Origin of the sequence: Hyphococcus luteus (assembly GCF_002943565.1) — a bacterium.
Classification (GTDB): domain Bacteria; phylum Pseudomonadota; class Alphaproteobacteria; order Caulobacterales; family Parvularculaceae; genus Hyphococcus; species Hyphococcus luteus.
In genome coordinates this window covers 448,189-474,374 of record NZ_PJCH01000015.1, presented here as the reverse complement: position 1 = coordinate 474,374, position 26,186 = coordinate 448,189, and the positions used below count along the sequence as shown (strand labels likewise).

Here is a 26,186-nt window from a genome sequence, read left to right as displayed (position 1 = left end):
CATTAGGAGCTTTGTCATGCGCCTCATCCTGGTCCTTCTTTTGCTCGCCGGTTTCGCATTCAAAGCGAGAGCCGAAACCGCCAATCCGGTCGTTGAGTGGAACGAACTGCTGCTTTCAACCGCGCAGTCTGAGGATGGGTTTTTGACGCTCAAGGGCGTGCGGGCTGCCGCGATCATGCATCTTGCAATCCACGACTCGCTCAACGCCATCGAAGGTGAATTCAATACTTACGCCTATCATGACCCCGCGCCGTTGGCGGATCCGGGCGCGGCGCTCGCACACGCTGCTTATGACGTCGCTGCGGATCAATATCCAGACAAGGCTGCCGACTTCGCTGCGCTGCGCGACAGATGGCTCGCTAAGGTCGACGACAGCCGCGCGGAATCCGCAGGCGCGGCGGTCGGCGCGGCTGCGGCGCGCGCCGCCCTCGCGAAGCGCGTAGGCGATAACTGGAACACTGAAGTCGAATATCAGCTTCATCCGATGGGGCCGGGCGTCTATGCGGAGTTTCCCGATCACAGCGGCACGCCACAAGGCTTTGTCTTTGGCGCGGCGTGGGCGCACGCCAAAGGCTTTGCCCTAAAATCCGCCGATCAGTTTCGCGCGCCGCCTCCGCCGGCGATCGACAGCGACGCCTATGCGCGCGCGTTCAATGAAGTCAAGGAAGTGGGCCGCTTTCAGTCAATGACGCGCACCGCGGATCAAACACATCTTGCCTTGTGGTGGAAAGATTTTGCCGAGAATTCTCACAACCGCCTCGCGCGAAAACTGGCGGTTGAGGAGAAGCTTTCGCTTGCCGAAAGCGCGCGGCTGTTTGCGCTGATCAACATGGGCATTTTCGACGCTTATGTGAGCGTTTTTGAGAACAAGTTTCATTACAATCACTGGCGGCCCTATACAGCGATCCGCTGGGCTGAAAATGACGGCAATCCCGATACGGCGCCGGAGCCGACATGGAACAATACGCACCGCCACACTTACGCGTTCCCCTCCTATCCTTCCGCGCACGGCGCTGTTTGCGCGGCGGCGATGGCGGTGTTTTCGGATGTTTTCGGCGACGCTCGCAAATTCGAGATGGAGACAAAAACAGTCGATATCGCCGGACCTTTTTCCGAGCCTCTCGAAATGCATCCGCCGACGCGCCGTTTCAAAAAGTTTTCAAGCGCCGCCGAGGAATGCGCGTTGTCACGGGTCTATCTTGGCATTCACTTCCGCTACGATTCGGTGGAAGGAACTAAGCTTGGCCGCGCCGTCGGCGAGAACGTCATCGACACCCTGCTGACGCGCCGTTGAAAACCGCGTGCCGACTGTGGACCGTAAAGAAAAAATGATTCCGCAGCGGCGCCGAATTTATTAGTCGGCGTTGACCAAGCGAATGTTTGTCGTCTGGGCGAGTAATAATCGAGAAATTTGGCGCTAATTTCCCTTTGAGAATTATCCCCGGCGTGTGGGCGGCCTTGAACGGCCCTCGAAGGTCGCAGAGTCCGATGTGCGAATGTGGCGTAAATACTTCTGATTAAACGGTGCCTGCTACTCTTAAAACCAATGACAAGCGCATGATAAAGTCCAATACCTGTTCGAGAATCAAATTGGGGTCGCGCGCAAATTCTCGCTTAACATGTTGGAATCATTAGCATGAGATAGTGGCTCCCCTTCGTGAACGCATATCGAACTTTATGTCAGGCTCCTAAGTCCGAATTTCGAGTGATTTTGCAGGAGGTTAGCACAATATTTTCGCCAGCATGCGTAAGGCCCATATAGTGCATGCGACAGGGCGGGAAATTGACTTCCTTTATGGGTCGGTTGGGCGGTGTATAATCATTGCGCCTGTTGCCGGGCCGAGCGGTAGCGGCGCGACATTCGTATTTCCCGCAATGGAGTCCGCGCGAACGATATCCGAAAGCCGGTCACCGCCAATCGGGGAGTAAACCCGGTTCAAAAGGACCGAATAGTCGCCCGCACCCGTGCCGGGCAGAAATCCGGGTACGGCAAGATCTTCGATGGGCGCAAATTCTGTCGGGATCGCGACTGGCGCACCTGCGCATGTTAGTTGGTCATTTAACTCGCAGACATGCGTATGACGGGTTGCATTGCCACTCAATTCGTTATTCGTGTCGGTGAGGTTGTGCTGAAACCCGGCGCATTCTTCGTTCATCACGAGATCCGGATCGACACGATTGACGCCAAGCGCAAGGAACCGGCCGTCATCGCTGATTGCCGACAGCATCTCGCCCCATTCAGGCGTAACGCCCATCGCCCGATGTTCGGGAGAAGTGGCTGGCTCGTGCACCGGCGTCAGATCGGCAAAGTGCTGTTTGGGTTCACAAAACGCGTTGAGTTCGACGACAAAAGTTCTCAACACGGGAACGTTTTGTTGCGGCCCGGGAATGCATGCGCCGCTCGATGCATCATTAACAAGGCGCGTGTTGTGACGCGAATAGGCCGCGCTCGTGACCGGTTCGTCATAACAGCGTCTGACAATTGACAGGCGCTGGCCGTCAAAACACTGATCGGCTTGTCGCGGCGGCTGCGCGTTGACGCGCCCGGTCAGACAGTTCTGATTTTCGAGCCTGTCGGGCGCAAAAAGCTCAACGCGGGGTGATCCGGAAATGCGCAACGCATAAATTTGCGGCGTGTTTTCCTCTTGCTCTGTGATCCAGCCGGTTCCGTTCGGCGCCGCGAGCGCATTAAATAACGCAAGGTCGTTATTGAGCCATGTGCTCCAGCCATGCGCCTCATAAGGCGAGGCCAGACCAAGGCTTGAAAGATTGATATGCACCCATTCGTCGTCGTCCGGTCCGGCGTTGCGTTCATCATGGTATACGTACCACATGCTTGTTAGGCAGTCGATTTGCGAGGCGCAGTTGACGCGCTGCTTCGCCGTCAGGGCGCGGTTGAGACCGGGCGATACTACAGTCACCTGTGTCGCCCAACCCAGCGGCTGAAGCGGGTCATTCAGGATTTCAGATTGATTGTTGGTAGCCAGGATGTCGGCCATCCTGACCGCGCCATCGGTAAGATCCGTATACGTAATTGTGTGCCGGTCGCCGTCGATGGCATGATAGGGGCAGCGGATCTCAACATCTTGCGCAACAATGCGGCAGCTGGCTTGCGGCTGCGGAGGGGCTTCGGCTTCCATAGCAACCGGCGCATCACCGTCGCATGCGCACACCGTTGCTAAAGCCAGTACTGCAGAGCAGCTCGCAGCTTTGAGCGGAGAAGCTGCCAAAAATGACATGCGCATACCTGAACTCAGTCACCGATACGGTAAATTCCAGAGCATTATTACATCGGAACCCAAGGTATGTCAAGCCGTCTGGCGTAGACCTTCGCCAGAGCGCGCGCGCCGTCAGCCGCCACGGGTTATGAGGAACGCGAAAAGACCGGTCATCCCCGCCGCTAGTGCGAGTGAGGCCTTGCCAAACTTCGTGTTACGCCCCGCAAAGCCCAGCGAAGCGGAGAAGATAATGGCAGTCAGGATCAGCGGCGCCGACATGCGTTCCATCAACGCCGGATCAATATTTGGCAATATCAGGAACGCAGTCACGAAAACGATCAGTCCACCGAAAAATCCTGCGCCACCGAACAGATGCTCACGATCAGACTTCTTTGCGCCGACCGCCGTCTCGCCGAACCGCTCAACGAATGCCGTCGGCGGATCAAGGCTTGCGACGATGGCGTTAATGTCTGCACCGTCTTGCGATATGGCTTCATGAACATGCTCTCGCAAGCCCGCTTGGATGTCGGCGATTTCTGCAGGGGCAGCGCCTGCTTCGCGTAATGCGTCTGCAACTTGCGCGAGGTACGACCCCAATATCTTATGTTCCGACATAACAATCTATCCTTTTCCTGCAAGGAGGTCGTCGAGCCCGGCGCGAAGCGCCTTCCAGTAGACAGTCAGGTTTTTCAGCCGCGCACGCCCTTTTGCGGTGAGGCTGTAATATCGCCGCGCGCGGCCGCGCAGGGATGGGCCTTCTCGAACCGCCAGTAGGCCTTCGCCGGCCATTTTTGACAACACCGGGTAGAGTGTCGATTCCGAGAAGGAAAGCGCATCAAAAGCGCTGAGCTCGGCGAGGATGGCATAGCCGTAATTTTCCGATCGCTTGAGCACGATCAAAATGCAAAGCTCAGCAAATCCTTTGCGCATTTGTTGCGGCCAAGCGTCGTCCATAAGTGCATTACCTTCATTTTGCACTTTCCTAACATTGACTTACATTGTAGTCCAATGTAATAATACTTTGGATGTCAAGGTAATAACCAATAGCGATGCGATTGCACAAGGGCGGCAAACCCCGTAACGAGCAAACAGAACGGAGCTAAGATGAATTGTCGAACGATCGCACTCGTTCTGCTTGCAGGGTTATTCCCACTCCATGCCCGCGCCATAGGTGAGCGCCCGCCGACGGACGAGGCGCGCTGGTCAGAAATTTTCATCGAAGGCGAAGATGCTCCCAACGGGATCTATGACCCGTCTATGGAATACGGTCCCGACGGCGTGGGCTGGATGGCTTATTCCGCCGTTAAGGCCGGTAAAGACAGCCGCGTAGAAACGCGAATCGCCCGCTCTGACGACAACGGTCGCACGTGGCGCCGGGTTGCAAAGGTGAACAGAGCGTCGCCTGCCGCGTCAACACTGGCAAATGGCGAGGCCGTCTCCGGGCGCTGGTGGCATGAAACGGCGAGCCTCGTTCACACGCCGGGCGACGCTGGCAGAGAGTGGAAGCTATTCTGGCACCGTTATCTTTCGCGACAACCATATCGCGGGCCCCATGATCGCAAGTTAGAAATCGGTTGGATCGCTTACTCCCATGCTCCATACCCGGAAGGGCCGTGGTCGGATGAAGTGGCGCTTTTCGGCGCGGGACCTTTCCCGGTTTCGCCTTTTCGAACGCAGTTCAAGCTCGGCGAAATCAATCGCGACCTGGCCGACTATATCATCTTGACTGAACCGGGAACGCTTTTTTACAAAGGTCGGCTCTATTTATCACTGCAGGCGATCCGCAATCCGGTGCTTCACGGCGGTAAGGTGCTCGCCGACACCATTCTCTTGGCGAGTGACCGCGCCGGCGAGAACTGGAGTTATGTGGCGAAGCTTCTGACGCCGGAGGACGCCGCGCCCTATGCGGGCGACTGGTTCACAGGCTCAAGCCTCGCCGTTGAAAACGACCGCATCTTTCTCTTGGTTGCGCCGGAGCAGTTAGGCAACGCGCGCACAGGCCATCGCGGCACGGTGGTCTTTGAGTTCGACGATATAGCAACCGGGCACCTGCGGCGCGGCGACGACGGCGCGCCTCAGCCCGTTAAATTCTTGCCGCCGCAGCAAGCGAAGGGCGGGCAGTCGGACTATGATGAAGCGAATGTAAATGGTGGAATCGTCATGCCGCAATTTGATCGAAAACACTTGCCGCGACCATTTGGGATCTACAGCACCGGTAAATTTATCGCCGATGACCGGAATTTGAAAAATCGGCCCGACCCTTGAGGAAGAATCTGGCTTAATTCGTCATATGAAGGGGGAGAGAATGAAACGCAAGCGACTTAGGACTGAAAAGTTGTTGGAATGTTGCCTAATGCCTTTATCTTGAACTGTTCAATAGCTTAATGGGGTCAAAATCGTCATTGAACGCTGGTGACGGCAATGCAACACAATCTGTCGGCCTCGTCAGTGCGCTATAAACCGCCAGCCCCAGAAACCATCCGTCCTCCGCGATTTGGAAGCTCCAGCCGGATCGGCCTTCCGTCGGAGCATCTTTATCTGTTACATAGAACCCGGCTGCGCACTCAGGGGCGGGTCAGAAACAGGTTCACGATAAAAGGCGACCGTCCGTATTAGGTGTGGTGCGCTTTCCATGTCAGATGACAATGTAGGGACCGACGAATCTTAAAGAAATTCACCGGTTGCATTGCCGTTAAGCCCGGCGCTTCGTCAGTGTTTATCGCGATTTCCGAGTGTGCTTTAGTCTTTACTCCTTCATTCGTTGATCAACGAAGTCGGCGACATTCATATTCAACGCGACCGCGCAAAACTGATCTGAAGCCTTTTCTAAGTGTTGTTTTGAAGTTTGTTTATGCCAGACGGGCGACCAGTTGAGGGCGGCGATCAGGGCGCGTCTACAAAATTCTGGATCGCTTTTGAGGCGCTGGTGTTTTTTCAGATTTGTCAATTCGCCTATCCATACATTTCGATATTGCTCATTGACTGCGCGCAAACGGTTTCGCGCTTTTTGAGACAAGGAACCCCATTCACGAAAAGAAACATTATGCGCGTTTCCCGGAGGTCCGTTAAGTGCAAGTAAATGTGACAGGACTAAACCATGGAAACGCGAGAGCGGCCCAGTCAATTCCGACAGTTGCGTTTCAACGATGGATAGACCGCTGGTCATTCCGTGTTCGATTACCGCCTCAAGGAGCTGTTCCTTGTTGTCAAAATGATAGAAAATGCTGCCCGATGTTATCCCGATTTCCTCGGCGATATTTCGGACGGTTGTACGCTGAAATCCCAGCTTGTTGAACAATTTTGCCGACGCGTTGATCAGTTCGTCTCGGCGCGCTACGGCGTTTTCCGTGTTCTTGGGGCGGGCCATCTCGTTATCCTTTAAAGTTCAAAGACTTATCTTAAGAACTAAGTGGTTTATACTGATTTTTTCCCCGCGCCGAATTTTTTGACGAATTCGAAGGCGTCCATTCGCCTTTGCTTCTCGGCCCTATGCGCTTTCATTCGGTGGCCCTCATCTCGGTAGGCGCTGCGTGCTTTGCGACCGAATTTCAGGCCATTTCAGCGCCGTTTGTCGACGAGTGATGCGCTATTTACGACAAGTTTTCCTGTTTGCGCAGAACAGTGAGTGAGCCTTCACGCTGTAAACCATGCGAATCGTTGTTGACAAAACGTCGCAATCCAATTAAGCAAGCGCTTGATAAATATCAATCAAGCGCTTGCTTAATTGCGCGAACAATTTGTGATGTACACAAACGCGAGCCGGGAGGGTAAAATGAATTCTGAAAATCATAAATCTTTCAAAGTGTTGCGTGGTCTGCTGCTTGCGGCAGGGTCGCAGGCGATTCTCGCTCCTGTGGGCGCGTTCGCGCAAGATACAGAGGCTGCGGCGCCTGAGGTGGCGGGCGAACGCCGGTCTCTCGACACCATCGTCGTCACCGCGCAAAAGCGGGAAGAAACGGCCCAGTCCGTTCCGATCTCCATTTCCGCATTTTCTGGCGAATCACTGGAGCAGGGGCAGCTGACCACGCTGACAGACCTTGCCCAAGTGACGCCCGGTCTTGCTTTCAATACTTTCCAGCCAGGTCAGCCGGAAATCTCCATTCGTGGTATTGGAACAAAAGAGGACGGCGCCGGGGCGTCCGATTCAACGTTGGTTATGGTTGACGGCGTCTATGTTGCCGCTCGGTCGGCCTCAAACGTCGATATATTTGATCTTGAGCGCGTTGAGGTATTGCGCGGGCCTCAAGGCACGCTGTTCGGCAAGAACTCGATCGGGGGCGTCATCAACTATATTACCCGCAAACCCGACGATGAATTCCGCGTGCGCGTACGTCAAACAGTCGGAAAATATGACCAGTTCGATACTGCGGCCATGGTTAATGTGCCGTTGACCGGCAATTTGTTTACAAAGCTTTCGTTCAGCCGCCGAGCATTCGAAGGTTATGACCGCTGGATCGGCCCGGGCCAGGGCGATGAAATTGGCGGTAACAACCTTTTTGCCTGGCGTGCACAGGCGCTATGGGAAGCCGCCGATGATTTGAGTGTTCTCGTGTCCCTTGACGGCGCCGACGAAGAGCTTGGCAATATTAATCGCCAACCGGTCGGCTCAGCTGGCCCGCTTCATGATTGCGGATGCGCGTCGGACCCCATTGCCGTTGATATTGCGCTTGGTGGTGCAGACTCGGTGCGCACCTATCTCGGCGAAGAGGATAATGGCGGCGAACGCAATGTTTTCGGCGCTATGGTTGAAATCAATAAGGATTTCACATTTGCGACGCTGACCGCAATGGGTGCGTATCGGGAGTCCGAATATTATTTCTCCCACGACGACACGGGGTTGCCGCCGTCGCCGGTGGTAGATTTGACTGGATCCAATGGCAATCCGAACGATCTGCTGTTGGGCGATCCGAGCATCGGGTTCACTTTCGACAACAGCGATATTGTCTGGGAGGATTCACAACAATTCACAGGAGAGATTCGTCTATCTTCTAACTCGAGCGGCCCGCTAAAATGGGTTGTCGGCGCGTTCGGAAGCATAGAAGAAATCGACAGAACAGAAGGAATTTTCTTTACGGCCCTTGCAGATGCATCACTTGATCCGAACTATGCGGCGGCGACAATGCTGTTCGAAGGTAGCGCGGTCGCCGCGTTCGCCCAGGCGACCTATGACCTGACGGACCGTCTGAGCCTGACAGCGGGCGGGCGTTTTTCCTATGAAGAAAAAGAGATTGTCGCTTTTAATGAAATGCCTACCTCGCCCAGTTTGCTCCTGGTTCTTTCCGCATTCCCGCCTACCGCCGGCGAAGACAGTTGGGATAATTTCTCATGGAAAGCCGCGATCGATTACGAAGTCGTTGATGATGTGCTAATCTACGGCACGGTCGCCACTGGCTTCAAAAGCGGCGGCTTCACGGGAGCAGCAACAACGGCTGCTGGCGCGACAACACCGTTTATGCCGGAGGAGGCGACGAACTACGAAATCGGGATGAAGGGAGACTTCCTTGACAGCCGGCTTCGCGTCAACCTTTCCGGCTTTTACGTTGATTACAGGGATCTTCAGGTTACACGCTTCTTCCAGCCGCCGACATCCGGTGCGGGCGAGTTTATCACCGAGAACGCCGCCGACGCCGAAATTATGGGTTTCGAAGGCGAATTCACAGCGTTGTTAACCGATAATATTGAGGTCGGAGGTTTCTACTCCTATCTTGACGCCACGTTTGAGAACTTTTTCGGCACGCCCGATATTTCGGGAAGCGGCGACTTTACGGGCAACACGCTGCGTCAGGCGCCAAAACATTCCGGCGGTGGTCATGTTCAATATATTCATGAATTTGCAGACGGCCACGGCAGCCTGACAGCGAATGTCAACGTCAAATATCAGAGCGTGTCGTTCACGAATGTGGACAATAATCCGCTTGACGTCATTCCCGAGCACACGGTTGGCGATGCGTGGCTCGCTTGGAATTCGGACAATGACAAGTGGATGGTTCAGGCCTGGGTCAGGAACTTCACCGATGAGGTCTACCGCACTCACGTCTTCACGCAGCGAGGCAACCGGATTGCATTTGGCACCTTTGCACCGCCGCGCACCTACGGATTGACGTTGCAGTTCAGCTACTAGGCCAAGGCCCAGTTGTACAGGCGGCGCACATTCAGATGCGCCGCCTCATCATGGCGCAGGAGTTCGTCGAGTGAGTGAGCCGACGTTGGAGAGCGCGTGTCGAACAATGGAGGGTACGAAATGCTTTCACCAGTCTTAAGGCCCGGCTTTATACAGCTTCGCGTGCTCGATATTGACGAAGCGATTGTTCACTACCGTGACCACATGGGCCTCGATTTCGTTTCCCGGGATGACGGGCGGGTTTATTTCAAGGCTTATGATGAATTCGATCGTCACAGCGTTGTGCTTCGTGAGGCGGACAATGTCGGGGTTGACGTGATGGGTTTTAAGATGGCGTCACAGGAAGCCGTAGAGGAGCTCAGACGAAACCTCGATGAGCGAGGCGTCGCGCATGAGACGGTCGAGCCTGAAGAGCAGCCGGGCGTTGGCGAACGGCTGCGTGTGCATATGCCGACAGGTCATCTGTTTGATTTTTACGCCACCATGGCGCTCTCCGACAATGGGCCTATGACAGACAATCCGGAACTATGGCGCGACGAGCCCAAAGGCATGCGTATTATCAGGTTTGATCATTGCGCTCTGCTTGGTGACGAAATCGAGGCCGCCGCAGAAATTCTGATCGAATGTCTCGGCTTTAGCGTTACTGAACGCGTTGTTGATCCGGCCGGCGAGAATATCGCTATATTTCTATCATGCTCAAACAAGGCCCATGACGTTGCATTCCTCAAAGCGCCGGTTAAGGGAAAGCTCCATCATGCGTCATTCCTGTTGGAGTCCTGGGCCGACATCGGCCACGCGGCCGACTTGATGGCGCGGCGCAATATCAAGATAGATATCGGGCCGACCCGGCACGGTATTACGCGGGGGCAAACTATCTACTTCTTTGATCCTTCCGGCAATCGGAATGAAACATTTTCGGGCGGCTATCATTTCTATCCCGACAATCCAACGCGTGTTTGGACGACGGATAAATTTGGCAAGGGTCTTTTTTACTATGAACAGGAAGTCGTCGAGAGTTTTGTCGGCGTTTACACGTAGAGCAGAATTATCCGTTATGTGGCGGCCGTCCGCTGTGGCCGCATTATGGCTCCGAACCTGAACTCAGGATGAAGTAGGCATTTCTATGTATGTGAGAGTTTGCAATAGCACTGAGCTTTCCGACGGTGAAGTCATCCGTTTCGTGCCCGACGGTGAGGAGGAGGGGATCGCAGTCTGTCACTCTGACGGAGAATTTTTTGCGATCGGAGACAAGTGTTCGCACGGCAATTGGAGTTTGTCGGAGGGGTTTCTGGAAAACTGCCATCTCGAATGCGTCTTGCACGGATCGGCGTTCGACTTGCGGACCGGTTGGCCGGACAAGCTACCCGCGACAAAACCGGTCAAAATTTATGATGTTAAAATTGAAGATGGAGATGTGCTCGTCGACGTGTCTTCAGGCCGAATAACGCAACCGGACGATGAAAACTTTGCCGCCCAACGTTAGTATATATTCAGAATGTTGCTTTGATGCGAGGCAACGAAGTCCGGAGCTGCTGGCCTGTGGGTTCGGGCGCAAGCTCGTGACCTGACGTGGGCGCCTTTCGAATATCTATTCCGGAAGCGGGATGTATTTCGACTTGCGAACCGGATGAGACCGTTCTCGCGGCGATGGGGCGACATGGGTTGAAGAAAATCCCGTCGGGGTGTCATGGCGGCGGCTGCGGTGTATGCAAGATAAGAATTTTATCTGGCTGCTATCGTGTTGGAAAGATGAATCGCGACGTGATCTCGCCCAAAGAAATAGAGGACGGTTTTGCCTTGGCGTGCAAGACTATTGCCGAAGGGGATCTGGAGATTGCGGTTGTCGGGCGCATGCGAAAATTCTATCGCGAGCGACTTTAGATATTTTCGCGCTCAGACCGCGTCGCTTTGGGCGAGGGCGCGCAACTCAAACTTTTGAATTTTGCCCGTCGATGTTTTTGGCAACTCCTGAAAACTCACGCGGGTGGGGCATTTGAAATGGGCGAGCCGTTCCCGGCAGAAGGCAATGATTTCCTCTTCAGTCGCCTCTTTACCCGGCCCGGTTTCGATAAATGCGTATGGGGTTTCGCCCCATTTTTCATGGGGCGCAGCGACGACAGCGGCGGCAGAAACAGCGGGATGTTTGTACAGTACGCCTTCTACTTCGATGCTTGAAATATTCTCCCCGCCGGAAATGATAATATCTTTGGACCGGTCCCGAATTTCGAGATAGCCGTCGGGATGGCAGACCGCCAGATCGCCGCTGTGAAAATACCCGCCTGCCAGCGCCTTGTTGGTGGCTTCAGGATTTTTGAAGTACTCCGACATGACCAGGTTTCCGCGGAACATCACTTCGCCGAGCGTTTCTCCGTCCCGCGGCGCCGGCTGCATGGTTTCCGGATTCATCACAACCATTTCTTCGACCACCGGATAGCCGACTCCTTGACGGGCCTTCATTTCCGCTTGCTGGTCAATCGGCAGATTATTCCATTCCGGTCGCCAGGCGCTAACGGCGCAGGGGCCATAAACCTCCGTAAGGCCATAGGTGTGGGTGATGTCGAATCCGATTTCCTGCGCCTTTTTAAGTAAAGCTGCAGGCGGCGCCGCGCCCGCGGTCATCACGGCGACGCTGAGCTTCTCGCTCGATTCCTCAGTCGCAGCTGCTGCATCGACAAGCATTCGGACAACGATAGGGGCGCCGCACAAATGCGTAACCTGATGCTCCTTGACCAAGCGAAGAAGCATCTCCGCTTCCACGCCGCGCACGCACACATTGACGCCGCCCTGCAGCGCGATTGTCCAAGGGAAACACCAGCCATTGCAGTGAAAAAGGGGCAAGGACCACAAGTAAACCGGAAAATGCGGCATCTGCCATGACAGGGCGTTGCCGATCGAATTCAAATATGCGCCGCGATGATGCAACACCACACCCTTTGGATCGCCGGTCGTGCCCGAAGTGTAGTTGAGCGCAATCGGATCGCGTTCATCCAGTTCAAACGGTGTAAGCGTTTCATCGGAGCCTGATTTCAGAAAGTCCTCATAGGTCTGACTGGCGTAGGACGGCGGCTCGCCAAATGTTGGATCACCAATGTCAATGACGAGCATTTCACGCCCGGCCCGGTCTATCGCTTCAGCGGCAAGAGTGCGGTAGCGTCTGTCGACAAGGAATATTTTTGTTTCGGCGTGATTGAGAATGAATGCTATGGCTTCGGCGTCGAGGCGGGTGTTAATAGCGTTAATGACTCCGCCCGCCATTGGAATGCCGAAACATGCTTCAATTGACGCGGGGATATTGTCGGCGATGATTGAGACTGTTTCCTTACGGTTCAATCCGGCGCCGCGCAACGCGCTCGCCAGTTGCAAGCACCGGGCGGAGGTCTCGGCCCATGTGCGCTGTTGGGCGCCGTAAACTACGGCCGGCAGGTCGGCGTAGACTGCCGCCGTTCGGGTCAGAAAGCTGATCGGGGTTAGGGCGGCGAAATTGGCGGCGGCCGGAAATTTGGCCGCTTTGTCTCGATCGATCATTTTCCGGATTTCCTGCGTTAAGTTTCTCAAGCGTCCTGTTGAAAGATGGTTCAACCAACAAAAACTTATTGACAATAGTCTGTCATCTATTTTAAACTAATCAAGCGCTCAGTTAAAAATTTAACACCCTCGGATCGAACCAACCAGTTTTCCGACCCTGAATCAGGAAGCGAAAAGCATGATGAATCAAACAGATACTTCAAAATTCCCGCGGTATGACAAATTGATAACCGACGCACGGGTTCACTCATCGCTCTATACGGATGAGAAAGTCTTTGAAGACGAATTGAACAAGATTTTTCGGATGGGTTGGGTATTTATCTGTCACGATTCTGAAATTCCGAACGCCGGGGATTTTGTCAGACGTAATGTCGGCCGGGAGCCGGTGTTCGCCATCCGGTCGCGTGATGGCGAAATTTCCGTCATCGTGAATCGTTGCGCGCATCGCGGCAACATTATCTGCCAGGAAGACAAAGGTAACACGAAAGCGCTCGTATGCCAGTATCACGGCTGGGCGTATGACACCAAAGGCGCTCTTGTCGATGTCCCGTATCCTGGAGGATTCAAAGGGGATTTCTCCTGTCATGGGCTGGAGCGGCTTCCGCTTGTTGATAGTTACCAAGGCTTTGTTTTCGCGTCATTCAATGAGAATGCGCCGCCCCTCCTCAATCATCTGGGGCGCGCAACGGAACTTATTGACCGGGCCGTTGAAATGTCGCCTGTTGGACGAATTCGACTCTCAGGAGGGTGGGTCCGACACCAGTTGAACTGCAACTGGAAAATGCTGCCCGAGAACGACACTGATGGTTATCATGTCAACTTTGTCCACCCCTCATTTGCGCAGGCGATTCGTTCCAATTATGACGAAGCGGTGCTTGACGACGAGGAGGGCCTGAAGTCGCTGGCGAAAGACTGGGGCAACGGTCACACGGAGTTGTTTTTCTCGCCGTCCTATACGAGACCGTTGGAATGGTTCGGTTGCGCGGAAGATCGCCACCCGGCTTACACAAAGGCGTTGCTGGCCGCGTATGGCGAAGAAAAAGGCGGCCGCATTTTGAGGGATGGGCCGCCTCATGCGGTCATTTTTCCAAATCTGTTTCTTGGCGAAATGAACATCGTACGTTTCGAGCCGGTTGCGCCGGGGGTTTGTCTTCATGTTCATACTCCGATGTATCTCGAAGGAGTTGAAGATGACGTCAACAAACGAATTTTGCGCCAATCCGAAGGCGCTCTCGGGCCGACCGCATTTCTGCTCGCCGATGACTGCGTTATTGCCGAGCGCGCTCAAAACGCTCTTCAAGGCAAGGGGCGCTGGCTTGACCTCAGTCGCGGCGCTGAGCGGGAAGTTGTGGCTGATGACGGCGTGATTTCCAGCCATCTTACCGACGAGACTCCAAACCGAGGTTTCTGGCGTCACTATCGAAGCGTTATGCATCCGGGCGCGCCGACATCCGGCGTAAGCGCTGTCGCATAGCTAAAAAATACTCAGAAATCGGATTTGAAATTGCAAGAAACGTGGCGTGGATATGATTTCCGTTGAAGATCGACTTGAAGTTGAAGCATTTCTATTCAAGGAGGCGCGGCTGGCCGATGAGTCGCGCTATTCGGAATGGGAGGCGCTTGTCGATGACGATATGCACTATTGGGTTCCCCTGCAGGAGTCTCAGGAGCCGGATTCTGATCAGGTTTCTATATTAAACGACAATCGCACGCGCCTGGCTACGCGCATCCGTCAATTGAACACTGGCGTGCGTCATGCGCAATTGCCCCCGTCGCGCATGCGTCGCTCGATTTCAAATATCGAGATAGAAAAAACGGGAGCTGACGAGTATGTCGTCAGGTCAAATGTCGTTCTCTATGAGTTCCGTCGGCAGGCGACAAAAGAACTCGAAGTCTGGCCTGCGCGCGTGGAGCACAAGCTCAGACGGAAAGATGGCGAACTGAAGATGTTCAGCAAGCATATCTTTTTACTGAATTCAGAAGGTTCCGTCCGCGGATTGTCTTTTATAATATGAGCGTCCGAAAGGTTCAATGATTAGGCATGAATGTGGCCAGGAAACGTTCTGCGACAGCGGCTGTTATTGGGCTCGGTGAAAGTACGTTTTCGCGGAAGTCCGACAAGACGGCGCGCGCGCATGCGGTTGACGCTTGTCTCGGTGCAGTCTCGGATGCTGGTCTCAAAGTCGCTGAGATTGACGGCTTGTTGCTGAACAGGAGCCCGATCGAACCCAGTAGTGTGCTGCCGCTGCACCTTAAACGGGATATCGGTCTTGGCGACCTTTCGCTGTTGGCGTCCATTGAGGCCGAAGGCAGTTCCGCCATACAGATGATCCAGTATGCCGCGCTGGCGATTGGCGCTGGAATGGTAGAAAAAGTTCTCTGCGTCTTCGCTGACGCGCCAGTGGGAGCGACCGGAGCGGGGGACGCCTATTCGATCTCCATGAATTTGATTGGGCTTGACGGCTGGGACGAGCGCCATGGGTTGATCGGCGCCACAGGGGGCTTTGCGCTGTCAGTGCAGCGTTACTTTTATCTGTATGGAGCCGACAGCAACGCGCTTTTCGAGGCGGCGGCGGCGGATCGGGAATGGGCGGCGCTCAATCCCAAGGCGTTTCTACGCAAGCCGCTCGATAAGGATGAATACTTCGCCTCGCGCTGGATAGTGGAGCCCTTACGTTTGTTCGATTGCGCATATCCGGTAAATGGCGCTGTCGCTGTAATTGTTTCAAGCGCAGACAGAGCTACAGACGGGCCAAATCCGCCTGTTTACCTGCATGGCTTTGGGCAGGGGCATTCCGGCGCACGAAATTTCGCCGGCGATGAACCGGAAATTCAGACTGGAGCCGAGATTGCCGGTCGCAATCTGTTCGATGGGCTTGGAGCCACCCCAAGGGCTTTCGATTTTTGCGAATTTTATAATCCTTTCAGCATCACGACGATTCTTGCGCTTGAAGGATATGGCTTCTGCAAACCTGGCGAGGGCGCGGACTTCATTGCAGACGGCGCAACACGGCCGGGAGGCAAATTGCCGGCAAACACAGGCGGCGGCCATCTGTCATCCTATTACCTTCAGGGCATGACGCCGGTCCATGAGGCGATTGTGCAGATCCGCGGGCAGGGCGGCGAGCGCCAAGCGCCCTCAACAAATCTTGGTCTCGTGACGGGATTCGGCGGGCGAATGGAGTATCATTCCGCCATGGCTGTCAGTCCGCATAGGGATATTTAATCAATGGGAAGCCGACTTGACGATGAACCAACCAAAGACGTCAACCCTGTCGTAAGCGAAATTCTGCGGCGGGCGAAAACCGGCGAATTGTGCTGTTTGTCCTGCGCTGCTGGATGCGGCGCGACAGATTACGCCGCGCGCATTTGTCCGTTATGCGGCAAGCCGGTTGAATTGCGTCCGGTATCCGGGCGCGGGCGAATCCATTCCTATTCTGTTTTTCACGCGCCGTTCAATTCGAAATTGCCGGCTCCCTACACGGTGCTTCTTGTGGAGCTTGAAGAAGGTCCCCGGTTGGCGGTGGTTTTCGATGGAGAAGGCGGGCCGCCGCAAAAAGTTGGTGATGCGGTCGTGTTCTCCGGGGCGGACGATGGCATCGTTCGGTTCTCGATGGCATGAAAATAAAAAGGGTCGCAATAGACTCGGGAGGAACTGGTGAAACAACATGGGGTAAGCAATCCGTCAGACGGAAGCCGATTTGCGGAGAACATGCGTGCGTATCGTAGCGATCTGGAAATTCTGCCGCGCGATCTCGTGAGGCGCACTGGGTTAAACAATCCAAATAAAGTCGCTTATGTCTGTGGCCATCGGTCTGCGAGCTGGGGTGAAATGCATGCGAATTCCGATCGGCTCGGTGCCGCTCTCTTGGCGAAGGGGATTTCGGTCGGCGACGCCGTCGGGATTGTGGCGCCGGAATGTATTGAAGTGTACGTGCATTTCTTTGCTTGTATGAAGGTTGGCGCCATACGCGTTGGCGTAAATCGTCGATTTGCTGACGCGGAACTGCGGCACGTCTTGGTCGATTCCGGTATGAAATGTCTCTTCGTGCATGCGTCATGCGGCGAAATATTGAAAAATGTTCGGGATGACTTGAAATCTCTGAATATCCTGACTGTCGGGTTCGGCGGCGAACACGATTTCGATGTAGATCTTGAAGCTGTTCTCGGTGAGGCCGACGCCGCTCCTGAGTTGCCATCCCTGTCGGGCCACGACTCGCTAATGTACAGTTATACGTCGGGTACGACGGGTTCTCCGAAAGGGGCGGTATTAACGCACGGGGCGGTTACGTCGACTATTCTTCATGCGTTGGCGGAGTTCGGTTTCGTGCGCGACGACCGGTTTTTCCTGCCGACAGGAAACGCCTGGGTCGCTGTCGTTCTCGCGTTTCTTGGTCTCGGCAACGGCATGACTCACATCATTGCAGATGGCGATTACGATCGTTCGACTTTCTTCGATATCGTCAAAGACCAGAACGTGACAGCGTTTCTGCTCGCGCCCACGATGTTGCACTGGGCGCTTGAGGACAACCGGAAAACGCCATTTGATCTCTCTTCGGTGCGCCTCATCATTTACGGATCTTCGCCGGCGGCGCCCGCGCTAATCAAAAGGGTGCACGAAACATTCGCCAAAGATATGATCAATGTTTATGCACTAACAGAGACAACATGGGGCGGCGTGACGTTTTTATCGCCGGAGGATCACCGCCGCGCATTGACCGATAAACCCGAACTATTGACATCAGTCGGCCGGGTCGCTTCGCATTTTGAGATTTCAATCCGTGCCGAAGACGGCGAGCCCGTCGAGACTGGCGAGCCCGGCGAAATCTGGCTGCGCGGACCGACGATTATGGCGCATTATTTGAACCTTCCAGAACAGACCGAAGAGGTCCTGCGCGACGGATGGTTGCGCACCAATGATGTCGGCCGTCTCGATGAGGATGGATATGTTTACCTCCTTGACCGCCAAAAATTCATGATTGTTTCAGGCGGGGTCAATATCTATCCCGCCGCCGTTGAGGCTATCCTTGTCAAGCATCCGGGCCTCGCAGACATCTGTGTGGTCGGCGTTCCTCATCCAGAATGGGGAGAAGCGGTGGTCGCTGTCGTCCGCAAAAATGAGGGTCATGAAAATCTTACTGGCGGCGACTTGATCGAATTTTGTCGCGACAAGCTCAACCGTCCGTCAACTCCGAAGCATTTTGTTTTTGTGGAAGATGATTTTCCCCGGACTACGAACTTCAAGGTGCGCAAAAAAGAAGTCCAGGCTTTTGTCATGAGCGATCAGGGCGGTCTGCCTTGGGACTGCAGTGAAGGCGCCGGGTGATCGAACGAATGTTATTCAGCATGGAATCTCTGGTTGGTTGTTATGACAGCGCGTAACGGGATCATGAAAATGCGCCGCGATATTGATTTTCGCGCTGCGCATGTCTGCGTCGAGGCGGCTGTGTCACATGGGTTGCGGATTGGCGCGCCGCTTGCGGCGGCGGTGGTTGACGGATCGGCGCGCCTGACGGCGTTTCTTCGTTCCGGGAGCGCTTTCGTCCGGTCGACGGAAATAGCGGTGAACAAAGCGGAGACGGCGGCGGGATTCCGGATGGAAACGGGCGCGCTCTACGGGATGGTAAAGGACAATGCGGCCGTTCTTGAGGGCTTGCGGTCGCTGCCGGGCGCGGCGCTTTTCGGGGGCGGCGTTCCGATCATGTTTGCGGATGAAGTGATCGGCGCGATCGGGGTTTCGGGCGGTTCTGAAGATCAGGATATTGAATGCGCAAGAGCCGGCATTGCGGCGATCGAAGCGCTTCTGGCCGGCGAATCGCAGGCATTCGGAAATGAACGAGGCCTGGCTGATGACTGAGCGTCAGGAATTTTTGCATTTTATAGACGGGGCCTATCGGCCAAGCGCGTCCGGGAAGACGTTTCCGGTTGTGGCTCCGGCGACCGGCGAAATTTACGCCGCGGCGCATGAGGGCGGCGAAGCGGAAGTGAACGCCGCGGTGTCGGCGGCGCGGTCTGCGTTAAACGGCGCATGGGGCGCGTTGAGCATTGCGGACCGTACGGATCTGGTCATTTCGGTTGCGGATGAAATTAACGCGCGGTTTGACGACTTTCTGGAAGCGGAAATCATCGACACCGGTAAGCCGAAGTCACTTGCTTCGCATATCGATATTCCGCGCGGCGCGGCGAATTTCAAAATGTTCGCTGACACGATCCGGACGATTTCGGGGGAAGCGTTTGAGACAGCGACGCCCGACGGCGCGGGCGCGATCAATTATTCCGTACGCAAGCCGCGTGGCGTGATTGCAGTCATTTGTCCGTGGAATTTTCCGCTTTTGCTGATGACGTGGAAGGTCGGGCCGGCGCTGGCTTGCGGCAATACGGTTGTTGTCAAACCGTCGGAGGAAACGCCCGCGACGGCGACGCTGCTCGGCGAGGTGATGAACAAGGTGGGCGTGCCAAAGGGCGTCTATAATGTCGTTCACGGCTACGGACCGGGATCGGCGGGCGAATTCCTGACGTCTCATCCCGGCGTCGACGGCATTACCTTCACCGGAGAGACGCGCACCGGCGAGGCGATTATGAAAGCTGCGGGAACAGGCGTGCGTCCGGTATCGCTGGAGCTTGGCGGCAAGAACTCGGCGATTGTGTTTGCGGATGCTAATCTCGACAAGGCGATCGAAGGGACCATGCGCTCGGTCTTCGCCAATTGCGGTCAGGTTTGTCTTGGTACGGAGCGTGTTTATGTCGAACGACCTGTTTTCGACGAGTTCGCTGCGCGCCTTAAGGCGGGTGCGGAAGCCCTGAAAATCGGCGGTCCTTTTGAAGAGGGGGTGAGCCTCGGACCGCTGATCAGCGCCGAGCATCTGGACAAAGTGTTATCTTACTACAAATTGGCGAAACAGGAAGGGGCGCAAGTGCTGACCGGCGGCGGTCGCCTTGCGCTCGGCGGTGCGACGAAAAACGGTTTTTTTGTCGAGCCGACGATCTGGACGGGCCTGACTGACGAGTCTCGTGTGATGCGAGAGGAAATATTCGGACCGTGTTGTGCGTTGGCGCCATTCGATGATGAAGAGGAAGTTATCGCGCGGACGAATAACACATATTATGGCCTTGCGGCGTCGGTCTGGACCGATAATCTCTCGAGAGCGCATCGTGTTGCGCGCCGGCTAGAGGTGGGCGTTTGCTGGGTGAACAGCTGGTTCCTGCGGGATTTGCGGACAGCATTCGGCGGCGCCAAGGCCTCCGGGGTTGGTCGCGAGGGCGGCGTGCATTCGCTTGAATTCTACACTGAGCTTGAAAATATCTGCGTGAAATTGTGAACGGGCGGGTGGCATGACGGACAGCATACGGACTGCGGCGGATCGGCTTTGGCGCGCAGCTGAGTCCAAGGAGCCATGCGCGCCGGTGCGCGATTTGATCGGCGAGCTTGAGATCGGCGAGGCCTACCAGGTTCAGGAGATCAACACGGCGCGTCGCCTTGAGGCGGGGCGCCGGCTTGTCGGGCGTAAGACAGGACTGACGGCGAAGGCGGTGCAAGCCCAGCTTGGCGTTGACCAGCCCGATTACGGGATGCTGTTTGACGACATGGACATGCCGCTTGGGTCGGAGATTTCAGTGTCTGCGGTGATGCAGCCGAAGGTCGAGGCCGAAATTGCCTTCATCATGGGCGATGATCTGAATGATGAAAGACTGACCGCTGCGGATATTACCGCGTCGGTCGCCTATGCCGTGGCGGCGATCGAGATCGTCGGCAGCCGGGTGAAGGGTTGGGACATTCGCATTCACGACACCATTGCGGACAACGCCTCGAGCGGGGTGTTTGTGCTGGGTGATGCGCCGCGGCGTCTTTCCGAGATCAATTTGCGGCTGTGCGGGATGGTGATGGAGCGGCGGGGCGAGCCGGTTTCGGTCGGGGCGGGCGTGGCGTGCCTGGGCAGCCCGGTGACGGCGTGTCTGTGGCTGGCAAAGGTGATGGCGCGTGAGGGCCGGCCGCTTGTCAACGGCGATATTGTGCTGACTGGAGCCTTGGGTCCTATGGCCGGTGTGGAAGCAGGCGATGCGGTGACAGCGCGGATCAACGGGCTTGGTTCGGTGACGGCGTTTTTTACGGACTGACAGGAAGGGCGAGTTGAATGGCAGGTAAAGTGAAATGTGCGATTGTCGGGTCCGGCAATATCGGCACCGATCTGATGATCAAGGTGATGCGAACGTCGGATGTCCTGGAGATGGGGGCGATGGTCGGCATCGATCCGGATTCTGACGGACTGGCGCGGGCGAGGAAGCTGGGCGTTGCGGCGACCCATGAGGGCATGGACGGCCTCGTCAAGATGCCGGTGTGGAAGGACATCGAGGTTGTGTTCGACGCGACGTCGGCGAAGGCGCATGAATACCATAACGAACTTTGCAAGCGCGACGGCAAGCGGATGGTGGACCTCACGCCGGCGGCGATCGGCCCATACTGCATTCCCGTCGTGAACGCCGGGGAGCATCTCGACAAACAGAATGTCAATATGGTGACGTGCGGCGGTCAGGCGACGATCCCGATTGTGCATGCGGTGCGGCGGGTGTCGCAAAGCGTTCCCTATGCGGAGATTGTGGCGTCTGTTTCTTCGAAGTCGGCAGGACCAGGCACGCGGGCGAATATCGATGAGTTCACCGAGACGACGGCGAAGGGCGTTGAGGTGTTGGGCGGCGCCGAGCATGGCAAGGCGATCATCATTCTCAATCCGGCCGAGCCGCCCCTGATCATGCGCGACACGGTTTACGCCTTTTCAGTGGGCGGCAAGGAAGCGGAGATCGAGAAGTCGGTCGAAGATATGGTCGCCGCGGTCCAGGAATATGTGCCGGGTTATCGTCTCAAGCAAAAAGTGCAATTCGAGCGTTTCGGCGGCAACCGTAAGCTGAAGATCCCGGAACTTGGCGAATATGAAGGCGTTAAGGTGACGGTGTTCCTGGAAGTGGAGGGGGCGGCCCATTACCTGCCGGCTTATGCGGGCAATCTGGACATCATGACCTCGGCGGGCCTGACAATCGGCGAGCGCATGGTGAAGCATCTGGCGGAGGCGGCGGCGTGAGCGGGCTGATCATGGATCCGACGAAGGAAAAAATCTACGTGCAGGATGTAACGCTGCGCGACGGCATGCATGCGATCCGCCACCTTTACGGCATCGATCATGTGGCAAAAATTGCAAAGGCGCTGGACGAGGCCGGGGTAGATGCGATCGAGATCGCCCATGGCGACGGGATTCGCGGGTCGAGCTTCAATTACGGGTTCGGCGCTCATACGGACTGGGAATGGATCGAGGCTGTCGCCGACGCAGTCGACCGTGCCGTGGTGACGACGCTGATCCTGCCGGGCATCTGCACGATCACCGATCTGAAGCGGGCCTATGAGCTTGGCGTGCGTTCGGTGCGGGTGGCGACCCATTGCACGGAGGCCGACGTCGCCCGCCAGCATATCGGCGCGGCGCGTGATCTTGGCATGGACACCATCGGCTTTTTGATGATGAGCCATATGGTCGAGCCGGAAAAGCTCGCCGAGCAGGCGCTTTTAATGGAAAGCTACGGCGCGCAATGCGTTTATGTGACCGATTCCGGCGGCGCGCTTGATATGGACGGATACGCGGCGCGGTTCGAGGCCTACAACAAGGTCCTCAAGGACGAGACCGAGCGGGGCGTGCACGCCCACCACAATCTGTCGCTCGGCGTCGCCAACTCGATTGTCGCGGTGCAGAAGGGCGCCCGGCGGGTTGACGCCTCGCTGGCGGGCATGGGCGCGGGCGCGGGCAATGCGCCGCTGGAAGTCTTTGTTGCGGCGGCCGACCGCAAGGGCTGGAACACCGGTTGCGACGTCTTCAAGCTGATGGATGCGGCGGAAGATCTTGTGCGACCCTTGCAGGACCGTCCGGTGCGGGTCGACCGGGAAACCCTGATGCTCGGTTATGCGGGCGTTTATTCGAGCTTCCTGCGTCATTCGGAAAAAGCGGCGGAAGAATACGGCGTCGACGTGCGCGACATCCTTGTCGAGCTGGGGCGTCGCGGCATGGTCGGCGGCCAGGAGGACATGATCGTCGATGTCGCGCTTGATATCCTGAAAGAGCGCGAGCAGGCGGGAGCGGCGTAGATGGCCGGTCTTGAGGAACTGGCCGTGATTGTCGACGAGGCGCAGCGCGCGGCGCGCGCGATCCCGCAATTGACCAAAGACCATCCAGACCTGTCGGTGTCGGACGCTTATGCGATCCAGGCCCTGTCGGTGGCGCGGCGGATCGCGCGCGGCGAGAAGCGCATCGGCGTCAAGATGGGGCTGACCAGCCGCGCGAAGATGATCCAGGTCGGCGTCGAGGAAGCGGCCTGGGGACGGTTGACCGACGCGATGCTGCTGGAGGAGGGCGGCGTCCTGAAAAAATCCGCTTTCGTGCATCCGCGGCTTGAGCCGGAAATCGTCTTCCTCCTGAAGAAACGGCTCTCGGGCAAGGTGTCCGCGCTGGAGGCGATGGCGGCGGTTGAGGCGGTTGCGCCGGCGATGGAGGTGATCGACAGCCGTTACGAGAACTTCAAGTTCGCACTGCCGGACGTGATCGCGGACAACACCTCGTCGTCGGGGCTCGTGATCGGCGCCTGGCGCCCGCCGGAAATCGACGTCTCCAACCTTGGCATGGTGCTGTCAGTGAACGGGCGGCCGAAAGAAATCGGCTCGTCCGCGGCTATCCTCGGCCACCCATTGCGCTCGCTTGTGGCGGCCGCACGTATGAGCGCGGAATGGGGCGAGGCGCTGGAGCCCGGCCATATCGTCATGGCCGGAGGGGCGACGGCGGCGCATCCCGCCAGCATCGGAGAGACGATCAGCCTTGAGGTGCAAAATCTCGGCGGCGTCTCGATCAATGTGGAGACGTAAGGTCTGTGCCGATTATTGACGTCACCATGCTGGAAGGACGCACGGCGGAAGAAAAGGCGACATTGATCCGTGAACTGACCGATGCGGCGGTGCGTGCGGTCCATGCGCCGATCCAGTCCGTGCGCGTCATTATCAGGGAAGTGCCGCCCGAACACTTTGCCGCCGCGGGCGTTTCGAAAGCGGAAGAACGCGCAAAACTAGCAAGCGGCGATGCAAAAGGATAGAAAAATGAGTCACAATCCCGAAATCGGCAAGTCCATCGACGCTGGCGGCGTTAAGACCAACTATCATGATCTGGGCGAGGGACGCCCGGTGATCCTGATTCACGGCTCGGGGCCTGGCGTGACGGCCTGGGCGAACTGGCGGCTCAACCTGCCGGTGCTGTCGGAGCGCGTGCGTGCAATTGCGCCGGACATGCTGGGCTTCGGCTACACAGAGCGGCCGGCGGACGGCGTTTACAATATGGAGCGCTGGCGCGGGCATCTGATGGATCTTGCCGACGCCCTCGGCCTTCAGGAATTTGATATTATCGGCAACTCTTTCGGCGGCGCGCTCGCGCTCTCCATGGCGGTTCATCATCCGGACCGCGTCCGGCGCATGGTGTTGATGGGAGCGGCCGGCCTTGAATTCGAGCTGACCGAAGCGCTCGACAAAGTGTGGGGTTATGAACCGTCGGTAGAGGCGATGCGTGCGATGCTTGACATCTTCGCCTATGACAACTCGCTCGTCTCAGACGAGCTTGCCGAAATGCGCTACCGGGCGAGCATCCAGCCGGGCTTTCACGAGGCCTTCAGCGCCATGTTCCCGGCGCCGCGCCAACAGCACATCACCGCGCTTTCAACGCCGGAAAAAGAAATTGCGAAGATCGCCTGCCCAACGCTAATCCTGCACGGGCGTGAAGACCGTGTTCTGCCCATGAGCAACAGCCTGCGGCTGTTCGATCTCATCAGGACGTCCGAAGTTCATCTGTTCGGCAAATGCGGCCATTGGACCCAGATCGAGCACAAGGACCGGTTCAATCTCCTGGTCTCTGACTTCCTTGCGCGGGAGTGACGACGGATTGACTGATCGTGCGTCTCTTCCTCCACTAGCTGATGGAATCCGGATATCGTGACTGACACAACAATCAACATCGACGTACTGATAGCGGGCGCCGGCCATGCCGGGGCGCAGGCTGCGTTGATGCTGCGCAAGCTTGGATATGCCGGCGCGGTCGCGCTGGCGGGGGCGGAGGCTGATCCTCCCTATGAGCGTCCGCCCCTATCCAAGGCCTATCTGGCTGGCGAGGAGCCTTTCGAGCGCATGATGATGCGCCCGAAGGAAGCATGGGCCGAGCTGAATATCGATCTGCTTCCCGGGCGCAAGATCGTCTCGGTCGATCCTGCGGCACATGAAGCGCGCTGCGAGGATGGCGAGAGGATTACTTACGGCAAGATGATCTGGGCGGCGGGCGGCACGCCGCGGCAGCTGCCGGCGCCGGGCGGCGACTTTGCCGGGATCCATGTCATCCGTACGCGTGCGGATGTGGATGCTATCCGCGCCGGGCTCGACAGCGCCGGGAACATTGTCATCATCGGCGGCGGGTATATCGGTCTTGAAGCGGCGTCGGTGCTGGTCGGCATGGGCAAACGCGTCGTCGTCCTCGAAGCCCAGGAGCGGCTGCTGGCGCGGGTGGCGGGACCGGCGCTGTCGGCTTTTTACGAGAAGGAGCATCGCAGGCGGGGCGTCGACATCCGGCTCGGCGCAAAAATCGAAGCGATCATTGAGAAGGGCGGCCGCCCTGCGGGGGTGCGCCTTGCCGGCGGCGCCGACCTGCCGGCGGACCTTGTGATCGTCGGGATCGGCATCGCCCCGGAGGTCGAGCCGCTGATCGCGGCGGGCGCCGAAGAGGCGCTCGGCGGCGTGAAGGTCGATCAATTTTGCCGCACCAGCCTGCCGGACATCTACGCCGCCGGCGATTGCGCCGCGCACGCGAACCGCTACGCCGGCGGCGCGGTCATCCGCCTTGAATCGGTGCAGAACGCGCATGATCAGGCGGCTGTGGCCGCTGCGTCGATCGCAGGGGCTGCGAAACCCTACGACGCCGTTCCCTGGTTCTGGTCCGATCAGTACGACCTCAAACTGCAGACCGCCGGGCTTTCATCCGGCTATGACAGGGCGGTCCTGCGCGGCGATCCCGACAGCCGCTCCTTCTCCGTGGTCTATCTGAAGGACGGCCGCGTCATCGCCCTCGACTGTGTCAACGCCACCCGCGACTATGCGCAAGGCCGGCGCCTCGTGGCCGCCGGCGGCGCGTGCGACCACGAAACCATCGCAGACCCAGGCGCGCCCCTATTCAAACCGGCCGCTAGAAAAGGGTGAGCTAAGAGGCCGATTAATAGGAAAAGGCGCCGCCATAATCGCCGATTACAGTTTGTATAGAGAATAA

General features: G+C 56.9%; 25 protein-coding genes. 20 read left to right on the top strand and 5 right to left on the bottom strand.

All coding sequences use genetic code 11. The features are described 5' to 3' along the window. Positions 1-16: 16 nt before the first annotated feature. Positions 17-1,294 carry a vanadium-dependent haloperoxidase gene (locus CW354_RS18340; protein WP_104831518.1) on the top strand — a complete coding sequence of 426 codons (1,278 nt, stop codon included), beginning with the start codon at positions 17-19 and terminating at the stop codon, positions 1,292-1,294. Between the two features lie 499 nt (positions 1,295-1,793). Here the strand turns inward: CW354_RS18340 and CW354_RS18335 are convergent, their stop codons facing one another. The 3 genes from CW354_RS18335 to CW354_RS18325 form a co-directional block, all read right to left on the bottom strand. After that, positions 1,794-3,245, bottom strand: coding sequence for a hypothetical protein (locus CW354_RS18335; RefSeq protein ID WP_133162376.1), 1,452 nt, complete (start codon positions 3,243-3,245; stop codon positions 1,794-1,796). Between the two features lie 105 nt (positions 3,246-3,350). Then, positions 3,351-3,833 carry an HAAS signaling domain-containing protein gene (locus CW354_RS18330; protein ID WP_104831516.1) on the bottom strand — a complete coding sequence of 161 codons (483 nt, stop codon included), beginning with the start codon at positions 3,831-3,833 and terminating at the stop codon, positions 3,351-3,353. A gap of 6 nt (positions 3,834-3,839) precedes the next feature. Further along, positions 3,840-4,172, bottom strand: a complete 333-nt coding sequence (locus CW354_RS18325; RefSeq protein WP_104831515.1) for a PadR family transcriptional regulator — start codon at positions 4,170-4,172, stop codon at positions 3,840-3,842. Positions 4,173-4,475: 303 nt separating this feature from the next. Here CW354_RS18325 and CW354_RS23195 point away from each other — a divergent pair, with 303 nt between their 5' ends. Further along, positions 4,476-5,483: a hypothetical protein gene (locus tag CW354_RS23195; RefSeq protein WP_165793813.1), complete on the top strand. Its 1,008-nt coding sequence runs from the start codon at positions 4,476-4,478 to the stop codon at positions 5,481-5,483. 481 nt (positions 5,484-5,964) lie between these two features. On the opposite strand, the gene CW354_RS18315 is transcribed toward CW354_RS23195, so the two are convergent. Next, on the bottom strand, positions 5,965-6,585 hold the full coding sequence (locus tag CW354_RS18315) for a TetR/AcrR family transcriptional regulator (RefSeq protein ID WP_104831513.1): 621 nt from the start codon (positions 6,583-6,585) through the stop codon (positions 5,965-5,967). A gap of 405 nt (positions 6,586-6,990) precedes the next feature. Here CW354_RS18315 and CW354_RS18310 point away from each other — a divergent pair, with 405 nt between their 5' ends. The 4 genes from CW354_RS18310 to CW354_RS18295 all read left to right on the top strand — a co-directional run bounded on the left by CW354_RS18310 (position 6,991) and on the right by CW354_RS18295 (position 11,220). After that, positions 6,991-9,339, top strand: coding sequence for a TonB-dependent receptor (locus tag CW354_RS18310; RefSeq protein ID WP_165793812.1), 2,349 nt, complete (start codon positions 6,991-6,993; stop codon positions 9,337-9,339). Positions 9,340-9,459: 120 nt separating this feature from the next. Continuing rightward, complete coding sequence (locus CW354_RS18305) at positions 9,460-10,377, top strand: catechol 2,3-dioxygenase (protein WP_104831511.1); 918 nt, start codon at positions 9,460-9,462, stop codon at positions 10,375-10,377. An 85-nt stretch (positions 10,378-10,462) separates the two neighbouring features. Continuing rightward, positions 10,463-10,822, top strand: coding sequence for a bifunctional 3-phenylpropionate/cinnamic acid dioxygenase ferredoxin subunit (locus tag CW354_RS18300; RefSeq protein ID WP_104831510.1), 360 nt, complete (start codon positions 10,463-10,465; stop codon positions 10,820-10,822). Positions 10,823-10,908: 86 nt separating this feature from the next. Continuing rightward, on the top strand, positions 10,909-11,220 hold the full coding sequence (locus tag CW354_RS18295; RefSeq protein WP_207764907.1) for a 2Fe-2S iron-sulfur cluster-binding protein: 312 nt from the start codon (positions 10,909-10,911) through the stop codon (positions 11,218-11,220). A gap of 12 nt (positions 11,221-11,232) precedes the next feature. Here CW354_RS18295 and CW354_RS18290 read toward each other — a convergent pair whose 3' ends face one another. Next, on the bottom strand, positions 11,233-12,864 hold the full coding sequence (locus CW354_RS18290) for an AMP-binding protein (RefSeq protein ID WP_104831508.1): 1,632 nt from the start codon (positions 12,862-12,864) through the stop codon (positions 11,233-11,235). Positions 12,865-13,042: 178 nt separating this feature from the next. Between CW354_RS18290 and CW354_RS18285 the strand changes: the two genes are divergently transcribed. The 14 genes from CW354_RS18285 (at position 13,043) to CW354_RS18220 (ending at position 26,119) form a co-directional block, all read left to right on the top strand. Further along, positions 13,043-14,338: an aromatic ring-hydroxylating oxygenase subunit alpha gene (locus CW354_RS18285; RefSeq protein WP_207764906.1), complete on the top strand. Its 1,296-nt coding sequence runs from the start codon at positions 13,043-13,045 to the stop codon at positions 14,336-14,338. 52 nt (positions 14,339-14,390) lie between these two features. Continuing rightward, a complete protein-coding gene (locus tag CW354_RS18280) occupies positions 14,391-14,879 on the top strand; it encodes an aromatic-ring-hydroxylating dioxygenase subunit beta (protein ID WP_243396487.1) in 489 nt (162 codons plus the stop codon). Positions 14,880-14,905: 26 nt separating this feature from the next. Beyond that, positions 14,906-16,090, top strand: a complete 1,185-nt coding sequence (locus CW354_RS18275) for a thiolase family protein (protein ID WP_133162373.1) — start codon at positions 14,906-14,908, stop codon at positions 16,088-16,090. Positions 16,091-16,093: 3 nt separating this feature from the next. After that, on the top strand, positions 16,094-16,486 hold the full coding sequence (locus tag CW354_RS18270; RefSeq protein WP_104831505.1) for a Zn-ribbon domain-containing OB-fold protein: 393 nt from the start codon (positions 16,094-16,096) through the stop codon (positions 16,484-16,486). Positions 16,487-16,522: 36 nt separating this feature from the next. Further along, complete coding sequence (locus CW354_RS18265) at positions 16,523-18,190, top strand: class I adenylate-forming enzyme family protein (protein WP_133162372.1); 1,668 nt, start codon at positions 16,523-16,525, stop codon at positions 18,188-18,190. Between the two features lie 69 nt (positions 18,191-18,259). Continuing rightward, positions 18,260-18,721, top strand: coding sequence for a GlcG/HbpS family heme-binding protein (locus CW354_RS18260; RefSeq protein ID WP_207764905.1), 462 nt, complete (start codon positions 18,260-18,262; stop codon positions 18,719-18,721). Further along, positions 18,714-20,183 carry a 2-hydroxymuconic semialdehyde dehydrogenase gene (locus CW354_RS18255; protein ID WP_104831819.1) on the top strand — a complete coding sequence of 490 codons (1,470 nt, stop codon included), beginning with the start codon at positions 18,714-18,716 and terminating at the stop codon, positions 20,181-20,183. The genes CW354_RS18260 and CW354_RS18255 overlap by 8 nt, the downstream gene beginning before the upstream one ends. 13 nt (positions 20,184-20,196) lie before the next feature. Then, complete coding sequence (locus CW354_RS18250) at positions 20,197-20,979, top strand: 2-keto-4-pentenoate hydratase (RefSeq protein ID WP_104831503.1); 783 nt, start codon at positions 20,197-20,199, stop codon at positions 20,977-20,979. Positions 20,980-20,996: 17 nt separating this feature from the next. After that, positions 20,997-21,938 (top strand): acetaldehyde dehydrogenase (acetylating), encoded by a 942-nt coding sequence (locus CW354_RS18245; protein WP_104831502.1) that lies wholly within the window; start codon positions 20,997-20,999, stop codon positions 21,936-21,938. 11 nt (positions 21,939-21,949) lie between these two features. Beyond that, entirely contained in the window at positions 21,950-22,987 is a 1,038-nt protein-coding gene (gene dmpG, locus CW354_RS18240) for a 4-hydroxy-2-oxovalerate aldolase (protein ID WP_207764926.1), read from the top strand. Beyond that, positions 22,988-23,758, top strand: coding sequence for a 2-keto-4-pentenoate hydratase (locus tag CW354_RS18235; protein WP_104831501.1), 771 nt, complete (start codon positions 22,988-22,990; stop codon positions 23,756-23,758). Positions 23,759-23,763: 5 nt separating this feature from the next. After that, the gene (locus CW354_RS18230) at positions 23,764-23,982 is read left to right on the top strand and encodes a tautomerase family protein (protein WP_104831500.1); all 219 of its coding nucleotides are present in this window, start codon (positions 23,764-23,766) and stop codon (positions 23,980-23,982) included. A 4-nt stretch (positions 23,983-23,986) separates the two neighbouring features. Next, a complete protein-coding gene (locus CW354_RS18225; RefSeq protein WP_104831499.1) occupies positions 23,987-24,811 on the top strand; it encodes an alpha/beta fold hydrolase in 825 nt (274 codons plus the stop codon). A 57-nt stretch (positions 24,812-24,868) separates the two neighbouring features. Then, positions 24,869-26,119 (top strand): NAD(P)/FAD-dependent oxidoreductase, encoded by a 1,251-nt coding sequence (locus CW354_RS18220; RefSeq protein ID WP_207764904.1) that lies wholly within the window; start codon positions 24,869-24,871, stop codon positions 26,117-26,119. Positions 26,120-26,186: the final 67 nt, after the last annotated feature.

Bases quoted from the DNA above. Each gene is read 5' to 3' on its own strand.
- CW354_RS18250 (WP_104831503.1), top strand. From the start codon at position 20,197: ATGACGGACAGCATACGGACTGCGGCGGATCGGCTTTGGCGCGCAGCT.
- CW354_RS18280 (WP_243396487.1), top strand. From the start codon at position 14,391: ATGATTTCCGTTGAAGATCGACTTGAAGTTGAAGCATTTCTATTCAAG.
- CW354_RS18330 (WP_104831516.1), bottom strand. From the start codon at position 3,833: ATGTCGGAACATAAGATATTGGGGTCGTACCTCGCGCAAGTTGCAGAC.
- CW354_RS18305 (WP_104831511.1), top strand. From the start codon at position 9,460: ATGCTTTCACCAGTCTTAAGGCCCGGCTTTATACAGCTTCGCGTGCTC.
- CW354_RS18245 (WP_104831502.1), top strand. From the start codon at position 20,997: ATGGCAGGTAAAGTGAAATGTGCGATTGTCGGGTCCGGCAATATCGGC.
- CW354_RS18275 (WP_133162373.1), top strand. From the start codon at position 14,906: ATGAATGTGGCCAGGAAACGTTCTGCGACAGCGGCTGTTATTGGGCTC.
- CW354_RS18310 (WP_165793812.1), top strand. From the start codon at position 6,991: ATGAATTCTGAAAATCATAAATCTTTCAAAGTGTTGCGTGGTCTGCTG.
- CW354_RS23195 (WP_165793813.1), top strand. From the start codon at position 4,476: ATGGAATACGGTCCCGACGGCGTGGGCTGGATGGCTTATTCCGCCGTT.
- CW354_RS18235 (WP_104831501.1), top strand. From the start codon at position 22,988: ATGGCCGGTCTTGAGGAACTGGCCGTGATTGTCGACGAGGCGCAGCGC.
- CW354_RS18270 (WP_104831505.1), top strand. From the start codon at position 16,094: ATGGGAAGCCGACTTGACGATGAACCAACCAAAGACGTCAACCCTGTC.
- CW354_RS18290 (WP_104831508.1), bottom strand. From the start codon at position 12,864: ATGATCGATCGAGACAAAGCGGCCAAATTTCCGGCCGCCGCCAATTTC.
- CW354_RS18315 (WP_104831513.1), bottom strand. From the start codon at position 6,585: ATGGCCCGCCCCAAGAACACGGAAAACGCCGTAGCGCGCCGAGACGAA.
- CW354_RS18285 (WP_207764906.1), top strand. From the start codon at position 13,043: ATGATGAATCAAACAGATACTTCAAAATTCCCGCGGTATGACAAATTG.
- CW354_RS18300 (WP_104831510.1), top strand. From the start codon at position 10,463: ATGTATGTGAGAGTTTGCAATAGCACTGAGCTTTCCGACGGTGAAGTC.
- CW354_RS18255 (WP_104831819.1), top strand. From the start codon at position 18,714: ATGACTGAGCGTCAGGAATTTTTGCATTTTATAGACGGGGCCTATCGG.
- CW354_RS18260 (WP_207764905.1), top strand. From the start codon at position 18,260: ATGCGCCGCGATATTGATTTTCGCGCTGCGCATGTCTGCGTCGAGGCG.
- dmpG (WP_207764926.1), top strand. From the start codon at position 21,950: ATGGATCCGACGAAGGAAAAAATCTACGTGCAGGATGTAACGCTGCGC.
- CW354_RS18335 (WP_133162376.1), bottom strand. From the start codon at position 3,245: ATGCGCATGTCATTTTTGGCAGCTTCTCCGCTCAAAGCTGCGAGCTGC.
- CW354_RS18325 (WP_104831515.1), bottom strand. From the start codon at position 4,172: ATGGACGACGCTTGGCCGCAACAAATGCGCAAAGGATTTGCTGAGCTT.
- CW354_RS18340 (WP_104831518.1), top strand. From the start codon at position 17: ATGCGCCTCATCCTGGTCCTTCTTTTGCTCGCCGGTTTCGCATTCAAA.
- CW354_RS18225 (WP_104831499.1), top strand. From the start codon at position 23,987: ATGAGTCACAATCCCGAAATCGGCAAGTCCATCGACGCTGGCGGCGTT.